The organism is Paralcaligenes ginsengisoli, assembly GCF_054781135.1.
This window is the reverse complement of record NZ_BAAGUZ010000024.1, coordinates 1-18,943: the sequence shown is the minus strand read 5'-3', so window position 1 is coordinate 18,943 and position 18,943 is coordinate 1. Positions and strand designations below refer to the sequence as shown.

At 59.1% G+C, this 18,943-nt stretch carries 17 protein-coding genes; 5 read left to right on the top strand and 12 right to left on the bottom strand.

Annotated elements, in window-relative coordinates:
- On the bottom strand, positions 1 to 798 hold the full coding sequence (locus ACYVIS_RS12150) for an ABC transporter ATP-binding protein (RefSeq protein WP_460874072.1): 798 nt from the start codon (positions 796 to 798) through the stop codon (positions 1 to 3).
- Between the two features lies 1 nt (position 799).
- Complete coding sequence (locus ACYVIS_RS12145; protein ID WP_460874081.1) at positions 800 to 2,758, bottom strand: AMP-dependent synthetase/ligase; 1,959 nt, start codon at positions 2,756 to 2,758, stop codon at positions 800 to 802.
- A 186-nt stretch (positions 2,759 to 2,944) separates the two neighbouring features.
- Between ACYVIS_RS12145 and ACYVIS_RS12140 the strand changes: the two genes are divergently transcribed.
- Complete coding sequence (locus ACYVIS_RS12140; RefSeq protein ID WP_232741268.1) at positions 2,945 to 3,619, top strand: Crp/Fnr family transcriptional regulator; 675 nt, start codon at positions 2,945 to 2,947, stop codon at positions 3,617 to 3,619.
- Positions 3,620 to 3,699: 80 nt separating this feature from the next.
- Here the strand turns inward: ACYVIS_RS12140 and ACYVIS_RS12135 are convergent, their stop codons facing one another.
- The 5 genes from ACYVIS_RS12135 to ACYVIS_RS12115 form a co-directional block, all read right to left on the bottom strand.
- Entirely contained in the window at positions 3,700 to 4,665 is a 966-nt protein-coding gene (locus ACYVIS_RS12135) for a Bug family tripartite tricarboxylate transporter substrate binding protein (protein WP_232741269.1), read from the bottom strand.
- A 167-nt stretch (positions 4,666 to 4,832) separates the two neighbouring features.
- Entirely contained in the window at positions 4,833 to 5,630 is a 798-nt protein-coding gene (locus ACYVIS_RS12130) for an amino acid ABC transporter ATP-binding protein (RefSeq protein ID WP_305072040.1), read from the bottom strand.
- Positions 5,617 to 6,423, bottom strand: coding sequence for an amino acid ABC transporter permease (locus tag ACYVIS_RS12125; protein WP_232741270.1), 807 nt, complete (start codon positions 6,421 to 6,423; stop codon positions 5,617 to 5,619). The genes ACYVIS_RS12130 and ACYVIS_RS12125 overlap by 14 nt, the downstream gene beginning before the upstream one ends.
- 49 nt (positions 6,424 to 6,472) lie before the next feature.
- Positions 6,473 to 7,309, bottom strand: a complete 837-nt coding sequence (locus tag ACYVIS_RS12120; protein ID WP_232741271.1) for an ABC transporter substrate-binding protein — start codon at positions 7,307 to 7,309, stop codon at positions 6,473 to 6,475.
- 98 nt (positions 7,310 to 7,407) lie between these two features.
- The gene (locus ACYVIS_RS12115) at positions 7,408 to 8,136 is read right to left on the bottom strand and encodes a YggS family pyridoxal phosphate-dependent enzyme (RefSeq protein WP_232741272.1); all 729 of its coding nucleotides are present in this window, start codon (positions 8,134 to 8,136) and stop codon (positions 7,408 to 7,410) included.
- A 198-nt stretch (positions 8,137 to 8,334) separates the two neighbouring features.
- Between ACYVIS_RS12115 and ACYVIS_RS12110 the strand changes: the two genes are divergently transcribed.
- On the top strand, positions 8,335 to 8,820 hold the full coding sequence (locus ACYVIS_RS12110; protein WP_232741273.1) for an acyl-CoA thioesterase: 486 nt from the start codon (positions 8,335 to 8,337) through the stop codon (positions 8,818 to 8,820).
- Between the two features lie 31 nt (positions 8,821 to 8,851).
- On the opposite strand, the gene ACYVIS_RS12105 is transcribed toward ACYVIS_RS12110, so the two are convergent.
- The 3 genes from ACYVIS_RS12105 to ACYVIS_RS12095 are packed head-to-tail and all read right to left on the bottom strand — an operon-like array spanning position 8,852 to position 11,845.
- Complete coding sequence (locus ACYVIS_RS12105; RefSeq protein WP_460874071.1) at positions 8,852 to 10,147, bottom strand: sulfate adenylyltransferase subunit 1; 1,296 nt, start codon at positions 10,145 to 10,147, stop codon at positions 8,852 to 8,854.
- Positions 10,147 to 11,055, bottom strand: coding sequence for a sulfate adenylyltransferase subunit CysD (cysD, locus tag ACYVIS_RS12100; RefSeq protein ID WP_232741275.1), 909 nt, complete (start codon positions 11,053 to 11,055; stop codon positions 10,147 to 10,149). Before cysD ends, ACYVIS_RS12105 begins: the two co-directional genes overlap by 1 nt.
- A gap of 52 nt (positions 11,056 to 11,107) precedes the next feature.
- Positions 11,108 to 11,845 (bottom strand): phosphoadenylyl-sulfate reductase, encoded by a 738-nt coding sequence (locus tag ACYVIS_RS12095; protein WP_232741276.1) that lies wholly within the window; start codon positions 11,843 to 11,845, stop codon positions 11,108 to 11,110.
- Between the two features lie 474 nt (positions 11,846 to 12,319).
- On the opposite strand from ACYVIS_RS12095, the gene ACYVIS_RS12090 reads away from it, so the two are divergent.
- On the top strand, positions 12,320 to 13,609 hold the full coding sequence (locus tag ACYVIS_RS12090) for a Glu/Leu/Phe/Val family dehydrogenase (RefSeq protein ID WP_232741277.1): 1,290 nt from the start codon (positions 12,320 to 12,322) through the stop codon (positions 13,607 to 13,609).
- A gap of 732 nt (positions 13,610 to 14,341) precedes the next feature.
- Here ACYVIS_RS12090 and ACYVIS_RS12085 read toward each other — a convergent pair.
- The gene (locus ACYVIS_RS12085) at positions 14,342 to 15,307 is read right to left on the bottom strand and encodes a tripartite tricarboxylate transporter substrate binding protein (RefSeq protein WP_460874070.1); all 966 of its coding nucleotides are present in this window, start codon (positions 15,305 to 15,307) and stop codon (positions 14,342 to 14,344) included.
- 32 nt (positions 15,308 to 15,339) lie between these two features.
- Positions 15,340 to 16,419 carry a 4-oxalomesaconate tautomerase gene (locus ACYVIS_RS12080; protein WP_232741279.1) on the bottom strand — a complete coding sequence of 360 codons (1,080 nt, stop codon included), beginning with the start codon at positions 16,417 to 16,419 and terminating at the stop codon, positions 15,340 to 15,342.
- Positions 16,420 to 16,479: 60 nt separating this feature from the next.
- Between ACYVIS_RS12080 and ACYVIS_RS12075 the strand changes: the two genes are divergently transcribed.
- Together ACYVIS_RS12075 and ACYVIS_RS12070 are read left to right on the top strand one after the other, a co-directional pair.
- Positions 16,480 to 17,382, top strand: coding sequence for a LysR substrate-binding domain-containing protein (locus ACYVIS_RS12075; RefSeq protein ID WP_460874069.1), 903 nt, complete (start codon positions 16,480 to 16,482; stop codon positions 17,380 to 17,382).
- A gap of 99 nt (positions 17,383 to 17,481) precedes the next feature.
- Positions 17,482 to 18,477, top strand: a complete 996-nt coding sequence (locus ACYVIS_RS12070) for an asparaginase (protein ID WP_460874068.1) — start codon at positions 17,482 to 17,484, stop codon at positions 18,475 to 18,477.
- The last annotated feature ends 466 nt before the right edge of the window (positions 18,478 to 18,943 follow it).

Here is an 18,943-nt window from a genome sequence, read left to right as displayed (position 1 = left end):
TCAGTGGCCCGCGCCCAGATAGGCGCGTATAACGTCCGGATTCGTGCGAACCGCATCGGGCTCGCCATCGCCGATCTTTTTGCCGTAGTCGAGCACGACCACGCGGTCGGAAATATCCATGACCACGCCCATATCGTGTTCGATCAGCACGATGGTGGTGCCGAACTCGTCATTGACATCGAGGATGAAGCGGCTCATGTCCTGCTTTTCTTCGATATTCATGCCGGCCATGGGCTCGTCAAGCAAAAGCATGCGCGGCTCCATGGCCAGCGCCCGGCCCAGGTCGACCCGTTTTTGCAAGCCATACGGCAGGCGCCCCACGGGAGTTTTCCGATGCGCCTGGATCTCCAGGAAGTCGATAATGTTCTCGACAAATTCGCGGTGGGCGATTTCTTCGCGCTCGGCCGAGCCCAGGCGAAAGGCCTGCGCCAGAATGCCGCTTTTCATGCGCAGATTGCGGCCCGTCATGATGTTGTCCAGCACGCTCATGCCCTTGAACAGAGCGAGATTCTGAAACGTGCGGGCGATGCCCATTTCCGCGGCGCGGCGCGAGTTCATTTTTTTGAAGCGCACACCATCAAGGCTTATTTCACCCTGCTGCGGCGTGTACACACCGTTTATTACATTGAGCATGGAGCTTTTACCGGCGCCGTTGGGGCCGATAATGGCGCGGATTTCGTGTTCTTTGACGTCGAACGAAATTTCGGTCAATGCATTGACCCCGCCAAAGGACAGCGAAATGTTGCGCATGTCGAGGATTGTTGCCCCGATTCTCTGGTCGCGAGTGGCTTGAGTCATATTACGCGGCCCTTTTGGCATTGCCGGGGTGGATCCGGGCGCTTGCGATGGGAAGGTCGGCCGAAATCGTGCCGGTACGCCCGTCCTCGAACTTCACCTCGGTTTCGACATACTGATGGGTCCGGCCCGCGAACAGCGCCTCGACCAGCACCGCGTATTTTTGGGCAATGAACCCACGGCGCACTTTGCGGGTACGGGTCAGCTCATCGTCATCGGGATCGAGTTCTTTATGCAGAATCAGGAATCGCGCCACCTGCGAGCCGCACAGCCGGGGATCGGCGGCCAGGTCGGCATTGACCTGATCGACGCAATCGCCGATGAGTTCGCTGACTTCCGGCTTGGCAGCCAGATCGGTATAGCCGGCATAAGGCAAACCGCGCCGTTCAGCCCAATTGCCAACGGCTTCGAGATCGATATTGATAAACGCGCAAACCTCGGATTTATCGGCGCCGAAGGCCACGGCCTCTTTGATGAACTGGAAAAACTTGAGCTTGTTTTCGATGTACTTGGGTGCAAACAAGCTGCCGTCGGCCAGCTTGCCGACATCCTTGGCCCGGTCGATGATTTTCAGCTGACCGTCGGTATCGAGGTATCCGGCATCGCCCGTGTGGTACCAGCCGTCGGCCGTGTAGGATTCAGCCGTCGCCTCGGGATTGCGGTAGTACTCCTTGAACAGGCCGGGGCTTTTGACCTGGATTTCACCATTGTCGGCCACGCGGATTTCAACCCCCTTGACCGGCGGCCCGACCGTATCGGCCCGGACCTGCCCATCGGCCTGCACGCAGACGAACACCGAGGTTTCGGTGGAGCCATACAACTGCTTGAGATTGATGCCTATGGATCGGTAGAAAACAAAGAGATCGGGGCCGATGGCCTCGCCCGCGGTATAGGCTACCCGTACCCGGCTCATACCCAGGGCGTTGCGCAAAGGGCCATAAACGAAAAAGTTGCCCAAGCGGTATTTGAAGCGGTCCCAGGCACCGACGCCGGGGTCTTTGTCGAGTATGCGCACACCGACGCGGCGCGCCAGCGCCATGGATGCATTGAACACCTTGCGTTTGAGCCGGCTGGCGTCTTCCATGCGGATCATGACGTGAGTCAGGAGACCTTCAAGCACACGCGGCGGCGCAAAATAATAAGTGGGTCCGACATCGTGCATATCGATCGATACCGTCTCGGGCGACTCGGGATGGTTGACGGTAAACCCCGTGACCAGAAATTGCGTATACGAAAACATGTTCTGGCCTATCCAGGCCGGCGGCAGATACGCCAGCACCTCTTCGCGATCGCTCAGGTTTTCCATCTCGTGGATGGCGCGGGCGCGGTCAATCAGGGCGTGGTGGGTCAGCACCACGCCCTTGGCCTTGCCGGTGGTGCCCGAGGTATAAAACATGGCGGCCGGAGCATGAGGGTCGATGGCCGCCACCGAGGCATCGAAAAAATCCGGATATCGGCCGGCATGCTCGCGACCCAGCTCGACCAGGCGATCGAAACTCAGCAGGTCTTTGTTGATGTAATTGCGCAGGCCGCGCGGATCGTCGTAGACAATATGCCGCAGCGCAGGACACTGCCCGAAGACCTCAAGCATTTTGTCGACCTGTTCCTGGTCTTCGACGATGGCAACATGAATTTCGGCGTCATGCAGCACATGCAGCATTTCTTGCGCCACGGCATCCTGGTACAGGGGCACGGGTATGGCGCCGATCGCCTGCGCCGCCATCATGGCCAGGTACAGGCGCGGCCTGTTCTCGCCTACAATGGCGACATGCTGGCCGGCCTGGACCTGCAATGCAGCCAGACCGTTTGCAAGCTCACGCACTTGGTCGGCCAGTTCGCTCCAGGTCAAGGTTTGCCAGATGCCCAGGTTTTTTTCACGCAAAGCCGGCCGCGCGCCCCTTACGCGGGCATGATACAAGACCAGAGCCGGAAAAGTATCCGGTTTCCCGTCAGGCCTGGCCATAGATGAATCTGGCGCCACGATGTCTCCCTTGAGTCGGCCTCCGGACTGCTTTAAAGTTTCAGGCAAAAGCGGATCCAGACGTTCAACCAATATGTTTTTTTATTCAGTTGGATGTAAAGGTATAAGCTTGGGCTGCAGAAAATTGTCACGGATACGACATTCACGCATTTCCTAGGGTAAATCCTCATGCAACTGAAAGATTCGATGCTAAGTGCGGCAGCCTGGTTTTCCCTATTGACAGGCGAGCAGCAAGACCGGGTCTTGCGTGATATTTCCGTCACTCATTTTCCGGCCGGCGCCATGATCGAGCGCAAGGGCGAAAAAGCGTATGCCTGGATAGGCGTGCTCAGCGGCTTGATCAAGGTATCGGTGGGCAACTCCGACGGCAAGCTCGCCTCTCTAACCGGCGTACCCGCCGGCGGCTGGATCGGCGAGGGCTCGCTGCTCAAGCACGAGGCGCGCAAATACGATGTGGTTGCGCTGCGCGAATCGGCCATCGCACGGCTGCCGGTCGCCTGCTTCGAATGGCTGCTCGACAGCAGCATTCCCTTTAATCGATATCTGCTGCATCAGTTGAACGAGCGGGTCGCCCAGTTCATAGGCAAAGCCGAGTACGATCGCCTGTTGGCGCCCGATGCGCGGGTCGCACGCTGCCTGGCGGAACTCTTCAATCCTTTGCTCTATCCCGGCCAGGGCATGCGCCTGAATATCACGCAGGAAGAAATCGGCTACCTGGCCCGGATTTCGCGCCAGCGCACCAACCAGGCGCTGCAGGCCCTGGAAGCGGCGCAATTGCTGAAGATCGAGTACGGCGCCGTCCATGTGCTGAGCCTCGATGGCCTGAAGCATTACGGCGTTTAGGTAGCGGGCCGACAGGGCGGCCTGTGTGAAATAAGCCGTAGGGGCGGCCCTTGCGCCCGCCCCTGTTTTCAAGCGGCTTGTCAGTCCAGCTTTATGCCTGCGGTTTTAATCACCTTGGCCCACTCGGCCTGTTCCTTGTTGGCGTACCCCTTGAATTCGGCGGGTGACATCGGCATGGGTTCAACGCCCATTGCACGGATCTTATCGTCGACCACTTTGGTCTTGAGCGTGGCTTCAAGATCGGCACTGAGCTTGCTGACAACATCGGCAGGCAGATTCGCGGGGCCCACCAAGCCCTGCCAGGCATACGCCGTAAAGTTCTTCACCCCGGCTTCAGCCATGGTCGGCACATTGGGGAAAATCGCGACGCGTTCCGGGGTAGCCGCGGCCAGGACACGGATTTTCCCGGCCTTGATATTGGCATAGGCCGACGCCGAATCGACAAAAGCCATGTCTACCTGCCCGCCGAGCAAATCCTGCATGGCCGGCGCGGCGCCTTTGTAAGGCACATTGACGATCTTGACGCCCGCGAGCTGGTTGAACATTTCAAGAGCCAGGTGATGTGGCGAACCATTGCCCGCCGAAGCCGATGTCAGCTTGCCAGGTTCTTTGCGGGCGGCGGCCAGCACCTCGTCCACCGTCTTGAAGGGCGATTTCTCGTTGACGGCAAGCATCAGGGGAAAGCGAGCCAACCCTCCTATATAGGTAAATTTGGCCGGATCGTATTGCAGCTTGGAGTACAGCGAAGGGTTATACGCCAGTGTGCCCGAATCCGCCGTGCCCACGACATAGCCGTCAGGCTTGGACTGCTGGATAAAAGTCGCGCCGATGATCGTGCCGGCGCCGGGCTTGTTTTCGACAATCAGGTTCTGGCCCAGCTTTTTCTGGAGCTCGGCGGCGACCAGCCGGGCTATGACGTCGGATCCACCGCCCGCGGCATAAGGCACCACCCACTGTACGGGCCGTTCGGGCCACGATGCGGCCGAGGCAAGCCCGGCAACGCTCAAAGCCGATACGGCAAGCAGCCCTTTAAACAATTTGGACATTCGGATTCTCCTTAAATCACGGATATATTGTTACGCATTGGCGTATAAATACATTATTACGCGCTTGATTATGCCCGATCTCTGCCGAATCCGGCATTAGAAGATACGATCATCGCCCTTGAATGTAACCGCAGGCAGCGATGCGGCATGCCAAGGCATGCCGATGGCTATGCGCCGATCACCCGGGCCAGGAAAGCCTGGGTCCGCTCATGCCGCGGACGCGACAACACCTCGCCCGGCGGCCCCGATTCGACGATTACACCGCCGTCCATAAAGGCGATCTGGTCGCCGGCATCGCGGGCAAAAGCCATTTCGTGGGTCACAACGACCATGGTCATGCCCTCGTCGGCCAGGCTGCGCATCACCGCGAGCACTTCATCGACAAGCTCAGGGTCCAGCGCGGACGTCGGTTCGTCGAAGAGCATGAGTTTGGGCTGCATGGCCAGAGCCCGCGCAATCGCCACGCGCTGCTGCTGCCCGCCCGAGAGATGGCTGGGATAGGCATCGGCTTTTCCCTGCAGGCCCACCCGCTGCAACAATGCACGGGCGCGCTCCACGGCCTGGGGCTTGGACTCATGCTTCACATGCAGCGGCGCTTCGATAATGTTCTCGAGCACCGTCATATGAGGAAAAAGGTTAAAACGCTGAAAAACCATGCCTATGCCCGCACGCTGGCGGCAAACCTCGCGCTCGTGACGCTCGTAGAGTCGATTGCCGCGCTCGCGGTAACCGACCAGCTCGCCATCGACCCACAGATGCCCCGCATCGATCTTTTCCAGATGATTAATGCAGCGCAAAAACGTGCTCTTGCCCGAGCCCGAAGGTCCGATCAGGCACAGCACCTCTCCGGAGGAGACTTCCAGATTGATTCCCTTGAGCACTTCATCGCGTCCGTAGCGCTTGTGCACATCCTGTGCGCGGACCATCGGCCTTGGGCCCGCCGGCTTCGCCTCATCGAGTGCCATGCAGCCCCGTTCCCGCGCGGCCAAGCCGCCGCTCTATAAAATACTGGCTTGCGCTCGTAATCGTCGTCAGCACCAGATACCAGAAGGTTGCCACCAACATCAGCTCGATCGTGTGCAGATTGGCCGAGGAAATGTTCTCGGCCGCCGTCAGCAAATCGCCGCCGGCAATCACCGAAACCAGCGACGTGGCTTTCAACAGCGAAATGAACTGGTTTCCGGCCGGGGGAATAATGACGCGCAGGGCCTGCGGCAGGATGATGCGCCGCATCGCGAGCGTGCGCGGCATGCCCAGTGCAAGCGAAGCTTCGTACTGGCCTCGATCGACAGACAGAATCCCCGCCCGGACAATCTCCGCCATATAGGCGGCCTCGTTCAGGCCCAAGGCAACGACGGAAGCGACAAACGGAGTCATGATCGCATTGGTGTCGAACGGGCCTATGTGCTGGAAGAGCAGCGCGAGATTACCCCACAGCAGGATTTGCACCAGCAGCGGCGTGCCGCGCAACAGCCAGGTATAGAAACCGCTGCCCAGCCGCAGGACCGGGCTGGCGGACAGCCTCATGAAAGCCAGCACAATGCCCAGCGCAAGACCAATGATCGCCGCCAGGACGGCAAGCACGACAGTCGTGCGCAAGCCCTGCAGGATCGCCGGCGCGAACTGATATTGCATAATGACTGAATGGTCGATGTGCGGATTGCGATAGACTGAAACGGCCAGCAAGGCCAGCACCACCGTCACCACGGCGCTCCCAAGCCAGAGCCAGGGGCGCCGCAGCGGCACAACGCGATTCACGCCGGCCTCCCGCGGCCGCCTTCGCGGGCCGCATGGCCCGAGCCGCGCCTCATAGCTTGAGGTTCTGACCGCCGTTGATCGCGGCCGATGTCACGGCGCCGCCCTCGACCTGATATTTTTCGAGGATCTTGCGATAGCTGCCGTCGGCGATCAGCGAATTGAGCGCCTTCTGCAAGGCATCGCGCAAAGGCTGATTGGTTTTCGACACACCGATTCCCAAGGGCACCGGCTGATATTCGTGGCCGCGAACGACATCGAAGATGGAGCCATTACCCGCCGTCTTGGCCAAATAGACCATGACCGGCGAATTGCCCAGGAACGCCGCAACGCGGCCTGTTTGCACTTGCAGCCGCGCATCCGAAGGCTGCGCGTACTGCAGATTCTGGATCGCGGGCTTTCCGGCCGCGGTGCATTTACCGCTCATTTCGGCAACCAGCGCGAGCTGCGTCGACCCCTGGACCGTGGAGACGGTTTGGCCGCACATGGTTTCCAGGCTTTCCACATGCTGCGGATTGCCTTTCTTGATCAGCAGCATCGTGCCCAGATTGAAGAAGTCGACAAAGTCGATGATCTTCTCGCGCTCGGGCGTGTCGTTCATGAGAGTAAAGGTAATGTCGATGTGTCCCGCCTGCATGGCCGGCAAGAGCCCATTGAAAGGAATGGGCTTGAAGGCAATTGTCTTGCCCATCTGCTTGCTCATCGCCGCGGCCAGGTCGACGATAACGCCCTGCAGCGTAGTGCCGTCGGACGCATAGGAAATCATCGGCGGACTGTTGGTGATGGAGCCGGCGGCAATCGTGTCTGCCGCAATCGCCGGGGAGAAGGCACAGCCGAGCCAGATTGCCGGCAGCGCAGCGAGGAATGTAAATTTCCGGATGGTTCGCATTGCTGCTCCTGTTTTCGATATCTGGGTTCGACCGCTGGAAAAACGCAAGCCGCATTATTGTTTCGTACGCGGTACGCGTCGATGGGCCTGGGCGAATTTTAGCAGACCGGAGATCCTTCCTGTGCAGCAGCATTCGCATAGGTGCGATGGCCGAAAATCGCCGATCCCACGCGAATCTCTGTCGAACCTTCCTCAATGGCCCATTCAAAATCCCCACTCATGCCCATGGACAATCGCGTCAAGCCGGCCGCCCCGTCGGCCCGCAAACGATCCCGCCATAAGCGCAAGGTGCGAAAACACATCCGCACCGCCATTTCATCTGCGGAATTCACGGCCAGCGTCATCAAGCCCCGGACTCGCAAGCAGTCGAACGCCGCCAGTTGTTTGAGGAATTCCGGCAGTTCCTCCGCCGGCAGGCCAAACTTGCTGGGCTCCGCCGAGGTCTTGACCTGTATGAGGACATCGATGGCCCGACCTTCCTGCTGTAAACGCTGATCGAGCTCGCGAGCCAGCGACAAGCGATCGAGAGACTGGACTTCAGCCACCAGGCGGGCGGCCTCTTTGGCCTTGTTGGTTTGCAGATGGCCTATCATCACCCAGGCCAGATCCGCCGCGCCGAACTCCTGTGCCTTCTGGCGGATTTCCTGAGTCTTGTTTTCACCGAATCGCGTCAGGCCCAATGCCATCGCGCTGCGTATTGAGTCGGGCCCGAAGGTTTTGCTTACCGGCAGCAGCACGACCTCGTCCGGTGAACGCCCCGCTCTGGCGCAAGCCGCCGCAATGCGTTCGCGCACCCCGGCCAGGCGAATTTCCATGGAATCAGACATCGACAACCTCACATTACTTCTTTACAGTGGCATCTTTCATATACCCTAAAAGTACTGCAACTGGTTTTTTTTTGCTCGGCATCGGCGGCATTCCCCATTGCCAGGGGCGGGCCTTGTGTCCGCTCCTTCGGCAACGACACATCAAGCCCGGCCGCCCCAGGCCGCCCGAACCATCCACTCAATATCCCTGCACAAAGAATGAACGACGCCACACACCAGATTTCCATGACCATTCTCATGACACCCGATATGGCCAATTTTTCGGGCAATGTACATGGCGGGGCCATACTCAAACAACTGGATCTGGTGGCCTACGCCTGCGCCAGCCGTTATGCGGGAACCTATGTCGTCACCCTGTCGGTCGACCAGGTCATGTTTCGCCAACCTATCCATGTAGGCGAGCTGGTGACGTTTTACGCCTCGGTCAACTACACCGGCCGCACATCAATGGAAATCGGCATCAAGGTGGTCACGGAAGATATACGCCGAAAACTCGTGCGCCATACCAATAGCTGTTATTTCACCATGATCGCGGTCGACAGCCAGGGCACGCCGGTCGAGGTGCCGCCGCTGGAGCCAGGCAACGACGAAGAGCGTGGGCGCTTCAACGCGGCGCTGTTGCGCCGCGAGCTGCGCCAGGAAATGGAACGCCGCCATATGAAAATCAAGCAGGCGCCGAACTGAGGGGGGCTGCGCGGAGCACCCGCGCCCCTGCCTAACGCACCATGCCGGCCGCGGCCGTTTGATGGGTAGCCGCGTCGATCAGGATAAATGAACCGGTAACCGGTTGATCCGTGTAAGAATCGATCGCCAGCAGATCGCGCGACACCAGTGTCACGCGGCCGATGTCGTTCATGGCCAGCGCCCCGCCCGCCTCCACATGCAGCAACTCGCGCATGTCGCGACGAGTGTGCACCGCCTTGACCTTGGCCTGCGTGATGCGCGTACCCTGTTTAAGCCAGTACTGGCGCACCGGGCTGAGTGCCTGCTGATCGAGCCAGCATAGCTCCGCTTCGAACTCTTTGGTCACTCGAACGGGCGCGTCGGCAGCCACAATCAGGTCGCCGCGCGACACATCGATATCGCGATCCAGAACCACGGTTACGCTGTCGCCGCCGATCACCAGATCGACATCGCGATCGAATTGCACCAGGCGGGCCACTTTGGCGCTTTCACCGGAAGGCAGTACCTTGATCTCGTCGCCAACCCGCAAGCTGCCGCCCGACAGTTGTCCGGCATAGCCGCGGAAATCGTTCACGTCGTGGCCTCCGTGGCGGATGACCCACTGCACAAAAAACCGCGCGGGGGTTTGCGCAGCCGAGGTGGCCGAGGGCAGATTTTCCAGCAAGGCAAGCAAGGGCAGGCCATCGTACCAAGGGGTATTCCCGGAACGCTCGACCACATTGTCGCCCTTGAGGGCCGATATCGGCACAATATGAAACTGGGCTATGCCGAGTTTTTCGGCCAGTGCCGCATAGGCCTCGCGTATTTGTTCAAAAAGCCGGGCATCCCAGCCAGCCAGATCCATTTTATTGACGGCCACCACAATATGCTGCAATCCCAGCATTTTCGCCAGCGCGCTGTGGCGCTTGGTCTGCGGCAACAGTTCGCCATTCACGACCCGGCTGGCGTCAATCAGAATAATGGCAACCTGGGCGGTGGAGGCGCCAGTAACCATGTTGCGCGTGTACTGTTCGTGCCCCGGCGCATCGGCCACAATGAATTTTCGCAAAGGCGTGGCAAAGTAGCGATACGCGACATCAATCGTTATGCCCTGCTCGCGTTCGGCCTCAAGCCCGTCGGTCAGCAGCGACAAGTCGATTTCACTGGCCGCCACGCGCTTGTATTTGGAACGCGCGATGGATTCGAGCTGATCGGCAAAAACACCCTTGCTGTCATACAGCAGGCGTCCGATCAGCGTGGACTTGCCATCATCGACCGATCCGGCCGTGATCAGGCGCAGCACCCCGGTATCGGCGGTCGACAGCCAGGACTCATTGATTGCATTCATTAAAAATACCCCAATTTTTTGCGACGCTCCATCGAAGCCTCGGAAGTTTGATCGTCCATGCGCGTGGCACCGCGCTCAGTGATGGTTGTAATAGCGGTTTCGGCAATAATCGCTTCCGGACTGCCCGCCGTGGAAGCCACCGGGCAGGTGCAGGAAATATCGCCCACCGTCCGGAAACGCACCGTCCGGGTCTCGGCCGTTTCGCCATCTTTGAGCGGAGTAAGCGGCGTCAATGGAACCAGCAGCCCATTGCGGGGAATCACCTGCCGCTCGTGCGCGTAATAGATCGAAGGCAGGCTCAGGCCTTCGCGCTGTATGTATTGCCACACGTCCAGCTCAGTCCAGTTCGAGATCGGAAAGACCCGCATGTTCTCGCCCTTGTGAACCTTGGTGTTGAACAGGTTCCATAATTCCGGGCGCTGGGCCTTGGGATCCCATTGGCCAAACTCGTTGCGAAACGAGAAAACCCGCTCCTTGGCCCGGGCCTTTTCCTCGTCGCGCCGGGCGCCGCCAATGCATGCGTCAAAGCCGAATTCCTCTATCGCCTCAAGCAAAGTCGTGGCCTGCGCGGCGTTGCGCGAATCGGTTTCGCGGCGCAAAACCACCGTGCCACGGGCAATCGAATCCGCGACATTGCGTACGATCAATTGCTCGCCCAGTGCGGCCACGCAACGGTCGCGGAATTCGATGACCTCGTCGAAGTTGTGGCCGGTGTCGATGTGCATCAAGGGAAATGGAAAGCCAGCCGGGCGAAATGCCTTTTCGGCCAGACGCAGCAGCACTACAGAATCCTTGCCGCCTGAAAACAGAAGCACGGGCCGTTCGCACTCGGCCGCCACCTCGCGCAAAATATAAATCGCCTCGGACTCCAGCCAGTCCAGATGTGTCCGTGCGGTAATGTCACCCATAATCTTCCTCTTCAAATCCGGCATCAACTCAATTCATCAGTCCCGGCAAGCGCTAGCCGGCCTGGACTTCCATCGTCTTCAAATTGCCGGCATGCAAGCCGCACTCTTTGGACGATTTCTGCTCCCACCACCAGCGGCCGGCCCTTGCATCCTCGCCCGGCCGGATCGCCCGCGTACAGGGATCGCAGCCTATCGAGGGATAGCCTTGGTCGTGCAGCGGGTTGTAGGGGATATCCAGCGCGCGTACGACGGCCCATACCTGATCGGTGGTCCAGCTCGCCAGGGGGTTGTACTTTTGCAAGCCGAACACCGTATCGAATTCGGATTCGGCCAATTCGGTGCGCGTAATGGATTGATCGCGTCTTTGCCCGGTCAGCCAGGCTGAATGGCCTTGCAAGGCACGACGCAACGGCTCGACCTTGCGAATGCCGCAACAGGCCTTGCGCAAGTCCACGCTGTCGTAGAAGGCAAACTCGCCGAACTGCGCCACGTGTTCCTGTACCGCTGCCGGATCGGGCCTGACTGCACGAACGGCTACGCCGTAGCGATCCGCAATGGTGTCTATCATGGCCAGGGTCTGCGGGTGCAGCCGCCCGGTATCCAGCGTGAACACCTCGATCGGAGCCTTGGCCTGAACAAGGGCGTGCAGCAACACCATGTCTTCGGCTGCCAGCGATGATGCAAACACGGCATCGGGATGGTCGGCGGCTATGCCGGCCACCCTATCGACCAGCGCCGTCCATTGACTGGATGTTTCAGTATCCGGGAAAGAATGTAATAAAGTACTCACGACATGCCTTGGTTCAGTCCCTTGCGCCGATGCCGGAAGCAATCCGGCCCACAGTATCGGGCTCATGGCCGATGCCGCAATGACTCTATGCAAAAACGTAGTCTGGACGCATATGAGCCGCGAAGGAACGAATTAATGGTTAGCTGTTTATCGCTATTGAGCATTAATCCGAAAACACATAAGCTCATGCATGATGGCCGGCGGGCTCGTTCGGTATTTCCGCCAGGAAACTTCCGGCGCGGCAAGTCCGGAATGAAAGCCGCCGCGGATTGAACATCGAGCGGCTTCCTCTCGTCCTTGTTGTGATATCGGCACAGGATTCAGCGTTGCGTGAAAGCCATGACAAGCACGCAACAATATACGTCCCTATTTAAATATTTTAAAAATTAAATAGGGACATAGTAAGCTTGCAGCTTCAAGACGAAACACCAAACTCTCTCAACAGGCATTCCTTTCAACACTAGAGGCCACATAATGTCGACGCACCCAACGCATGCACTTCCTTCTTATCTCGACCCCAAGGACCTGGGTCCTTGGGGTATTTATCTAGAGCAGGTCGATCGGGTTGCGCCATACCTGGGGCGCCTGAGCAAATGGCTGGAAACGCTCAAACGTCCCAAGCGCGCCCTGATCGTGGATGTTCCTGTAGAACTCGATAACGGTACCGTGGCCCACTTCGAGGGCTACCGAGTGCAGCACAATGTGTCGCGCGGTCCGGGCAAAGGCGGCGTGCGGTTCCACCAGGATGTCACGCTCTCCGAAGTCATGGCGCTGGCCGCCTGGATGTCGGTGAAAAATGCCGCCGTCAACCTGCCCTTCGGCGGAGCCAAAGGCGGGGTCCGCATCGACCCGCGCAATTTCTCGCGCCCCGAACTCGAACGGATCACGCGCCGCTACACCAGCGAAATCGGTGTAATCATCGGCCCCCACAAAGACATTCCCGCACCCGATGTCAACACCAATGCCCAGACCATGGCCTGGATGATGGACACTTACTCCATGAACGAAGGCTCCACGGCAACAGGGGTCGTCACAGGCAAGCCAGTGTCGCTGGGCGGCAGCCTGGGCCGTGTCGAGGCGACAGGCCGGGGGGTTTTCGTGGTGGGATGCGAAGCCGCACAAGACTTGGGTATCACCCTGCAGGGTGCCCGGGTCATCGTGCAAGGTTTCGGCAATGTGGGCGGCACGGCGGCGCGCCTGTTCTACGAATTGGGCGCCAAAGTCATCGCAGTCCAGGATCATACGGGCTGCGTGCACAATGCCAATGGCCTGAACGTCATGGCCCTGCTCAACCATGTGGAACAAACCGGCGGAATCGCCGGAGCCGCCGAAGCGGAAAGCCTGAATCCCGCCGATTTCTGGGCTCTCGAAACCGAAATCCTCATCCCGGCGGCCCTGGAAGGCCAGATCAACAGCAGCAATGCCAACTCCATCCGCGCAAGGATCGTGGTCGAGGGCGCCAACGGCCCGACCACTCCAGAAGCCGACGATATCCTTGCATCGAAAGGCACTCTGATCGTACCCGATGTAGTTGCCAACGCGGGCGGTGTCACGGTCAGTTATTTCGAGTGGGTGCAGGATTTTTCCAGCTTCTACTGGACTGAACCCGAAATCAACCATCGCCTTGAAACCATGATGCGCTCGGCCTACACCTCGATTTCGGCGGTCGCCAAAGAGCACCAGGTCACCATGCGAACCGCCGCGTTTATCGTGGCATGCTCACGCATACTGGAAGCCCGCGAAGTGCGCGGCCTGTATCCGTAAGGCCGATGCGTTGACTGCGGGAGGCCGCAATGGCTTCCCCTACGATGCAATGCCTGTGTAATGCATTTTTGGTTCGAGTTGTTTGTGGGATTCGATGGGTGGGTATTGGTATCTAAAGACGCCGTCTATCGGGGCTTGGGGTCAGGCCCGGCACGGCGTGCTTGATCCGGATCTACCTCGTCCAGGCGGGCGTCGGGCGAACTCGCCCAGCCTCGCGAGGCTGGGCTCAGACAGCGCCCGCCGAAAGCCCCCGCCTTCCCTACGGTAGCATCCGGCGCACGCCTTACGCCGGTCCTGACCCCAAGCCCCGATAGACGGCTCACGTAATGGCATGCCTGGAATGAGCTTGCCGGTCTCAACGTGTACCTCGATGCATGACCTCAACGTTTCTCTCGGTGCATTACCCAACGTATCTCTCTATGCATTGCCTCAACGCAAGCCGCAGGGTGGGCGGTGCTGTGTAGTCCGGCGGTAGTCCAGCGCCGGGTGCTGACGAAGGGAAGGCGGGGGCTTTCGGCGGGCCCTGTCTGAGCAGTGCCTCGCGCGCGAGGCACTGCGAGTTGGCCCGACGCCCGCCTGGACGAGGCAGACCCGGGTAGTCGGGGTGCGTAGCACCACGACCGCTGGACGTGCCGGACTGCACAGCACCGCCCATCCTGTGGCGTCTTTATAGAATTAACCGTCGCCTACACAGCAACGCTCAGCTCTGTAAACACGTAAACCGAAAACACTTTAGTTCGCGGTCATATGCGTGGCGGCAACGACTTTTTTCCATTTGGCCAAATCATTCTTCACCAGATCACCCAATGCCGCCGGCGTACTGCCTTCCACCGTAGCGCCTTGATCCACGAACTTCTGTGCAACGACCGAATCCTTCAACGCGCCATTCAACGCCTTGTTCAGCTTGGCAATAATGGGAGCTGGCGTCTGGGCCGGCGCAAACAGGGCATACCACTGATCAACCGACACATCGATGCCCAGTTCTTTCAAAGTCGGCAAATTTTTAAACAGAGGCGAACGCTTATCCCCCACAACCGCCAGGCCACGCACCCGCTTGCTCTCGATTTGAGGCGCTCCGGTGAACAGACTCGGAAACATAACTTGCGTGACCCCTGAAACCGTATCCATCATGGCGGGCGCCGAGCCCTTGTAGGGCACATCCTGCATCACAGCGCCGGTGGCCAGCTTGAACAACTCGCCCGCAGCGTGAGGAGCGGTCCCGGTACCCGCCGAGGCGTAATTCAGGTTTGAACCAGGCTTCTTGGACAAAGCAATCAGATCTTGCACGGTTTTGGCCGGCACGGCGTCATTCACCACCAGCAAGGTCGGCGAGGTAGCCACTTCGCCGATCGGAGCAAAGTCCTTGACCGGATCATAATTGACCTTCTGTATGGCCGGATTGATCGCATGCGTGGCAATATAGCCGAACAAAATCGTATATCCATCGGGCTTGGCGCGAGCCACGTAGCCTGAAGCAATCGCGCCATTGGCACCTGGCTTGTTTTCGACCACTACCGTCTGACCCAGCTCGGCACCCATTTTTTGAGCAACGATACGCGCCATGGCGTCGTTGCCGCCGCCAGGAGCCGTCGGCACGACTATGGTCAGGGGGCGGTCGGGAAAATCGGCGTCCGCCGCACAGGCTGCGGTTGTCGCCGTGCACATAATGGCCAGCGTTGCCGCTATCGCGAATTTCATTTCAAACTCCTTTTGCTTGCTATATAAGTAGATCAGGAAGTCGGCCCGGGTACGGATACCGCTCCCCTCATGATTCTTCTTGCCGTTCTAACTACCCCGGCCCTCTTGATCCGCAGTTGCCCGTCCTCCATTATGGTTTGAAGCGAGATTTCGATCTGCCCTGCCGGATGCCTGACTGTCACGGTTCCCCCCGAGGGCGGCATCGCCCCCCTCAATTCATGGGATACCGTGCCAGGAAGAATAAAGCTGCTGGCCACGCCGATCGCACCGGTCACCGCATGCGCATTGTGGCAACGATGCGGCGTAAAGTAGCGCGACTGTATTGAACAACCATCCGCGCCGGCACTGACCAGCACCGGCTTGGGAACAACACTGTGCGCCACGTCCCCCAGCCCCATGCGCAGCCCCGCCTCAAGGCGCAGCTTTTCAAGCCGCCGCATCAGGTCCGCATTGGAGTCCAGCTCCTGGGGGGCTTCGTTGCCCTCCAAGCCCAGGGAATCGGCGGCGATAATCATCAGGGGTATGGCCACGTCTATGCAGGTTACGGCGATCCCGTCGATCATATCGACAGGCGATCCGGTGGGGAACAAGGCTCCCGTCAGACTGCCTTCTGCATTCAGGAAATTCAGGATTACCGGCGCGCTGGTCCCCGGTACGCCGTCGATGCGCGTATTGCCTTCATAGGTCACGTGGCCATCGGGTGTCTTGACAATGGCCTCGATAACCGTCTGCGTATTGACGTTGAAAACCCGGACCATGGTTTCATCCCGGCTGGCGTGAACCAGCCCTTGCTCCAGCGCAAACGGGCCCACTGCCGACAGCATATTTCCGCAATTGGGGCGGGTGTCGACCAGAGCCTGATTGACCGAAACCTGGGCAAACAGATAATCCACGTCACAATCGGGCCGGGCCGACCGCGAAATAATCGCCACTTTGCTGGTCAGCGTGCTTCCGCCGCCCAATCCGTTGATCTGCAAATCGTTGGGCGAACCCATCGCGGCAATCAGCACCCGATCACGCTCGGCAACATCGGCAGGCAAGGCATCGGCGCAGAAGAAAGGCCCCCGGGAGGTGCCTCCACGCATCAGTACGCAAGGTATTTCTTTTTCCATGCGAGTATGATGCAATTGCCTTGAAAATTAGTGAATTGCAACTTTAACAAGGACTATTGCATGGCACGCATCAATTTCGACCTGCAAGAGCTCCAGGCATTTGTAGCCGTTTCCGAAAAGCTCTCATTCAGGGCTGCCGCCGACGATCTCCATCTGTCGGCTCCGGCCCTGAGCCGCCGTATCGAAAAGCTGGAGTCCATACTGGGCGTCAAACTGTTCGAACGCAGTACCCGCCACGTCGTGCTTACCAATGTGGGCCGTACATTCCTGGACCATTCGCGCAGCGCGCTCGATGAACTGGAAGGAGCGATGCTGGGGATCGCCGACCTGGCCGCCCAACGGCGCGGCGTGGTAACCGTAGCCTGCGTGCCCTCGGCCGCGTACTACTTCTTACCCGCGGTGATCGCAAAATTCACCAAGAGCTACCCGCAAATCCGCGTGAGAATCCTGGATGAAAGCGCCAATACGGTCCTGAATGCGGTCATCAATCGGCAGGCCGATTTCGGCATCAATTTTATCGGCACCCAGGAAGCGGATCTCGAATTCGAGCCGGTATTCACCGAACGCTTCGTACTGGCGGTGCACAAGGACCATCGCTTGTCCAAAAGGCGCAAGGTGCGCTGGGAGGAATTATGCGACGAACGCTTCATGAGCGTCGGAAAGTCCAGCGGCAACAGGGTATTGATCGACTCCGCCCTGGCGCAAAGCGCACGCCGTCCAAGCAGCTTTTTCGAAGTCGCGCACGTGTCGTCGCTGCTGGGCCTGGTTGAAGCAGGCCTGGGAGTCGCTGCTGTGCCGCAGCTTGCCTTGCCCGCAAAAAACCACTCCACGCTGAAAGGCATCCCCCTGATCGAACCCGAAGTCTCGAGAACGCTCGGCCTGCTTTGCAAAAAGCACAGCCCGCTGTCTCCGGCGGCCAAGGTGCTTTACGAACTCATCAAGAAAGAAGCCGATCGCCGTTGAGGCCCAGGGGTCGCGCAGTGCGGCATTCCGGAAGTAAAATTGTTGCCGGCCCGCCTGGTTGGAATACACCGCTCCCGCAGATCAAGGAAATCGCCTCGCATGAACAAATCAAAACTGCCCCACGTTGTCATCATAGGAACCGGCGGCACCATCGCCTCGACCGCGCCAAGCTCGACCGCCCTGACAGACTACAGCGTCACCGAAGGCATCGATTCATTGCTCAAGGCCGTGCCCGAAATCGCCAAGCTGGCCCGGATCGGCGGCGAACAGCTGTTCAATATCGAAAGCTTTGCCATCACCAACAAGATGCTGCTCAAAATGGCGACGCGGGTCAACCAGTTGCTGGCCGACCCGGATATCGATGGCATTGTCATCACACACGGCACCGACACACTCGAGGAATCCGCGTATTTCCTCAATCTGACAGTGAAAAGCCATAAACCTGTGGTTCTTGTGGGCGCCATGCGTCCGGGTTCGGCGATCAGCGCCGACGGCCCCCTCAATCTCTACAACGCAGTGTTGCTGGCCGCCCATCCCCAGGCCAGCCACCTGGGTGTTTTGGTCTCGCTCAACGATCGCATCGTCGCGGCCCGTTTTGTCAGCAAAACCAATACGACCCAGGTCGATACCTTTCGTTCATACGAACAAGGATGTATCGGCCACATCAACAACCAGCAGGTTCACCTGTACCAAACTCCCACACGGCTGCATACCACTCAGACGGACTTCGACATATCGGCCACAAAGGCTTTGCCCTCGGTAGATATTATTTATGACCACCAAAATGCCGGCCTGCATTTTTACGAAGCATCGATAGCGGCCGGAGCCCAAGGGATTGTTGTCGCCGCCTGCGGCAACGGGAGCCTGTCTCCCCAGGCGCGCAAAGGCGCCAGGCTTGCCGTAAAACACAAGGTGATTTGCGTACGCTCCAGCCGCGTCGGTTCGGGAATCGTGTCGGCCAGCGCCAACGATGCCAGGCAGCGCCTGGTTTCTGCCAATTCCCTGAATCCGCAAAAAGCGCGTATTCTGCTGATGCTGGCCTTGGGTGTCACCGGGAACATTGCGCAAATCCAGTCGTACTTCGACCGGTATTGAGCCGTCGGCAAGAAGTGCGGTGAGGCGGCATCTAGATGCATTTTTGGTTCGAGTTGTTTACGGGATTCGGTGGGTGGGTATTGGTATTTAAAGACGCCGTCTATCGGGGCTTGGGGTCAGGACCGGCACGGCGTGCTTCATCCGGATCTACCTCGTCCAGGCGGGCGTCGGGCCAAACTCGCTACGCCGCTGGCGCGGCTACGCTCAAACATGGCCCGCCGAAAGCCCCCGCCTTCCCTACGGTAGCATCCGGCGCACGCCTTACGCCGGTCCTGACCCCAAGCCCCGATAGACGGCTCACGTTAGGGCTTGCCTGGAATGAACTTGCCGGCCTCAGCGTATACCTCGATGCATGACCTCAACGTTTCTCTCGGTGCATGACCCCAATGCTTCTTCTCTATGCATTCCCTCAACGCAAGCCGCAGGGTGGGCGGTGCTGTGCAGTCCGGCGGTAGTCCAGCGCCGG

What these genes read in the sequence shown, in the direction of transcription:
- cysD (WP_232741275.1), bottom strand. Translation starts at nt 11,055, where the DNA reads ATGGGTGACATTACCGCACGGACACATCTGGACTGGCTGGAGTCCGAG.
- ACYVIS_RS12105 (WP_460874071.1), bottom strand. Translation starts at nt 10,147, where the DNA reads ATGAATGCAATCAATGAGTCCTGGCTGTCGACCGCCGATACCGGGGTG.
- ACYVIS_RS12110 (WP_232741273.1), top strand. Translation starts at nt 8,335, where the DNA reads ATGAACGACGCCACACACCAGATTTCCATGACCATTCTCATGACACCC.
- ACYVIS_RS12145 (WP_460874081.1), bottom strand. Translation starts at nt 2,758, where the DNA reads ATGGCCAGGCCTGACGGGAAACCGGATACTTTTCCGGCTCTGGTCTTG.
- ACYVIS_RS12075 (WP_460874069.1), top strand. Translation starts at nt 16,480, where the DNA reads ATGGCACGCATCAATTTCGACCTGCAAGAGCTCCAGGCATTTGTAGCC.
- ACYVIS_RS12080 (WP_232741279.1), bottom strand. Translation starts at nt 16,419, where the DNA reads ATGGAAAAAGAAATACCTTGCGTACTGATGCGTGGAGGCACCTCCCGG.
- ACYVIS_RS12120 (WP_232741271.1), bottom strand. Translation starts at nt 7,309, where the DNA reads ATGCGAACCATCCGGAAATTTACATTCCTCGCTGCGCTGCCGGCAATC.
- ACYVIS_RS12090 (WP_232741277.1), top strand. Translation starts at nt 12,320, where the DNA reads ATGTCGACGCACCCAACGCATGCACTTCCTTCTTATCTCGACCCCAAG.
- ACYVIS_RS12115 (WP_232741272.1), bottom strand. Translation starts at nt 8,136, where the DNA reads ATGTCTGATTCCATGGAAATTCGCCTGGCCGGGGTGCGCGAACGCATT.
- ACYVIS_RS12070 (WP_460874068.1), top strand. Translation starts at nt 17,482, where the DNA reads ATGAACAAATCAAAACTGCCCCACGTTGTCATCATAGGAACCGGCGGC.
- ACYVIS_RS12085 (WP_460874070.1), bottom strand. Translation starts at nt 15,307, where the DNA reads ATGAAATTCGCGATAGCGGCAACGCTGGCCATTATGTGCACGGCGACA.
- ACYVIS_RS12135 (WP_232741269.1), bottom strand. Translation starts at nt 4,665, where the DNA reads ATGTCCAAATTGTTTAAAGGGCTGCTTGCCGTATCGGCTTTGAGCGTT.
- ACYVIS_RS12150 (WP_460874072.1), bottom strand. Translation starts at nt 798, where the DNA reads ATGACTCAAGCCACTCGCGACCAGAGAATCGGGGCAACAATCCTCGAC.
- ACYVIS_RS12140 (WP_232741268.1), top strand. Translation starts at nt 2,945, where the DNA reads ATGCAACTGAAAGATTCGATGCTAAGTGCGGCAGCCTGGTTTTCCCTA.
- ACYVIS_RS12130 (WP_305072040.1), bottom strand. Translation starts at nt 5,630, where the DNA reads ATGGCACTCGATGAGGCGAAGCCGGCGGGCCCAAGGCCGATGGTCCGC.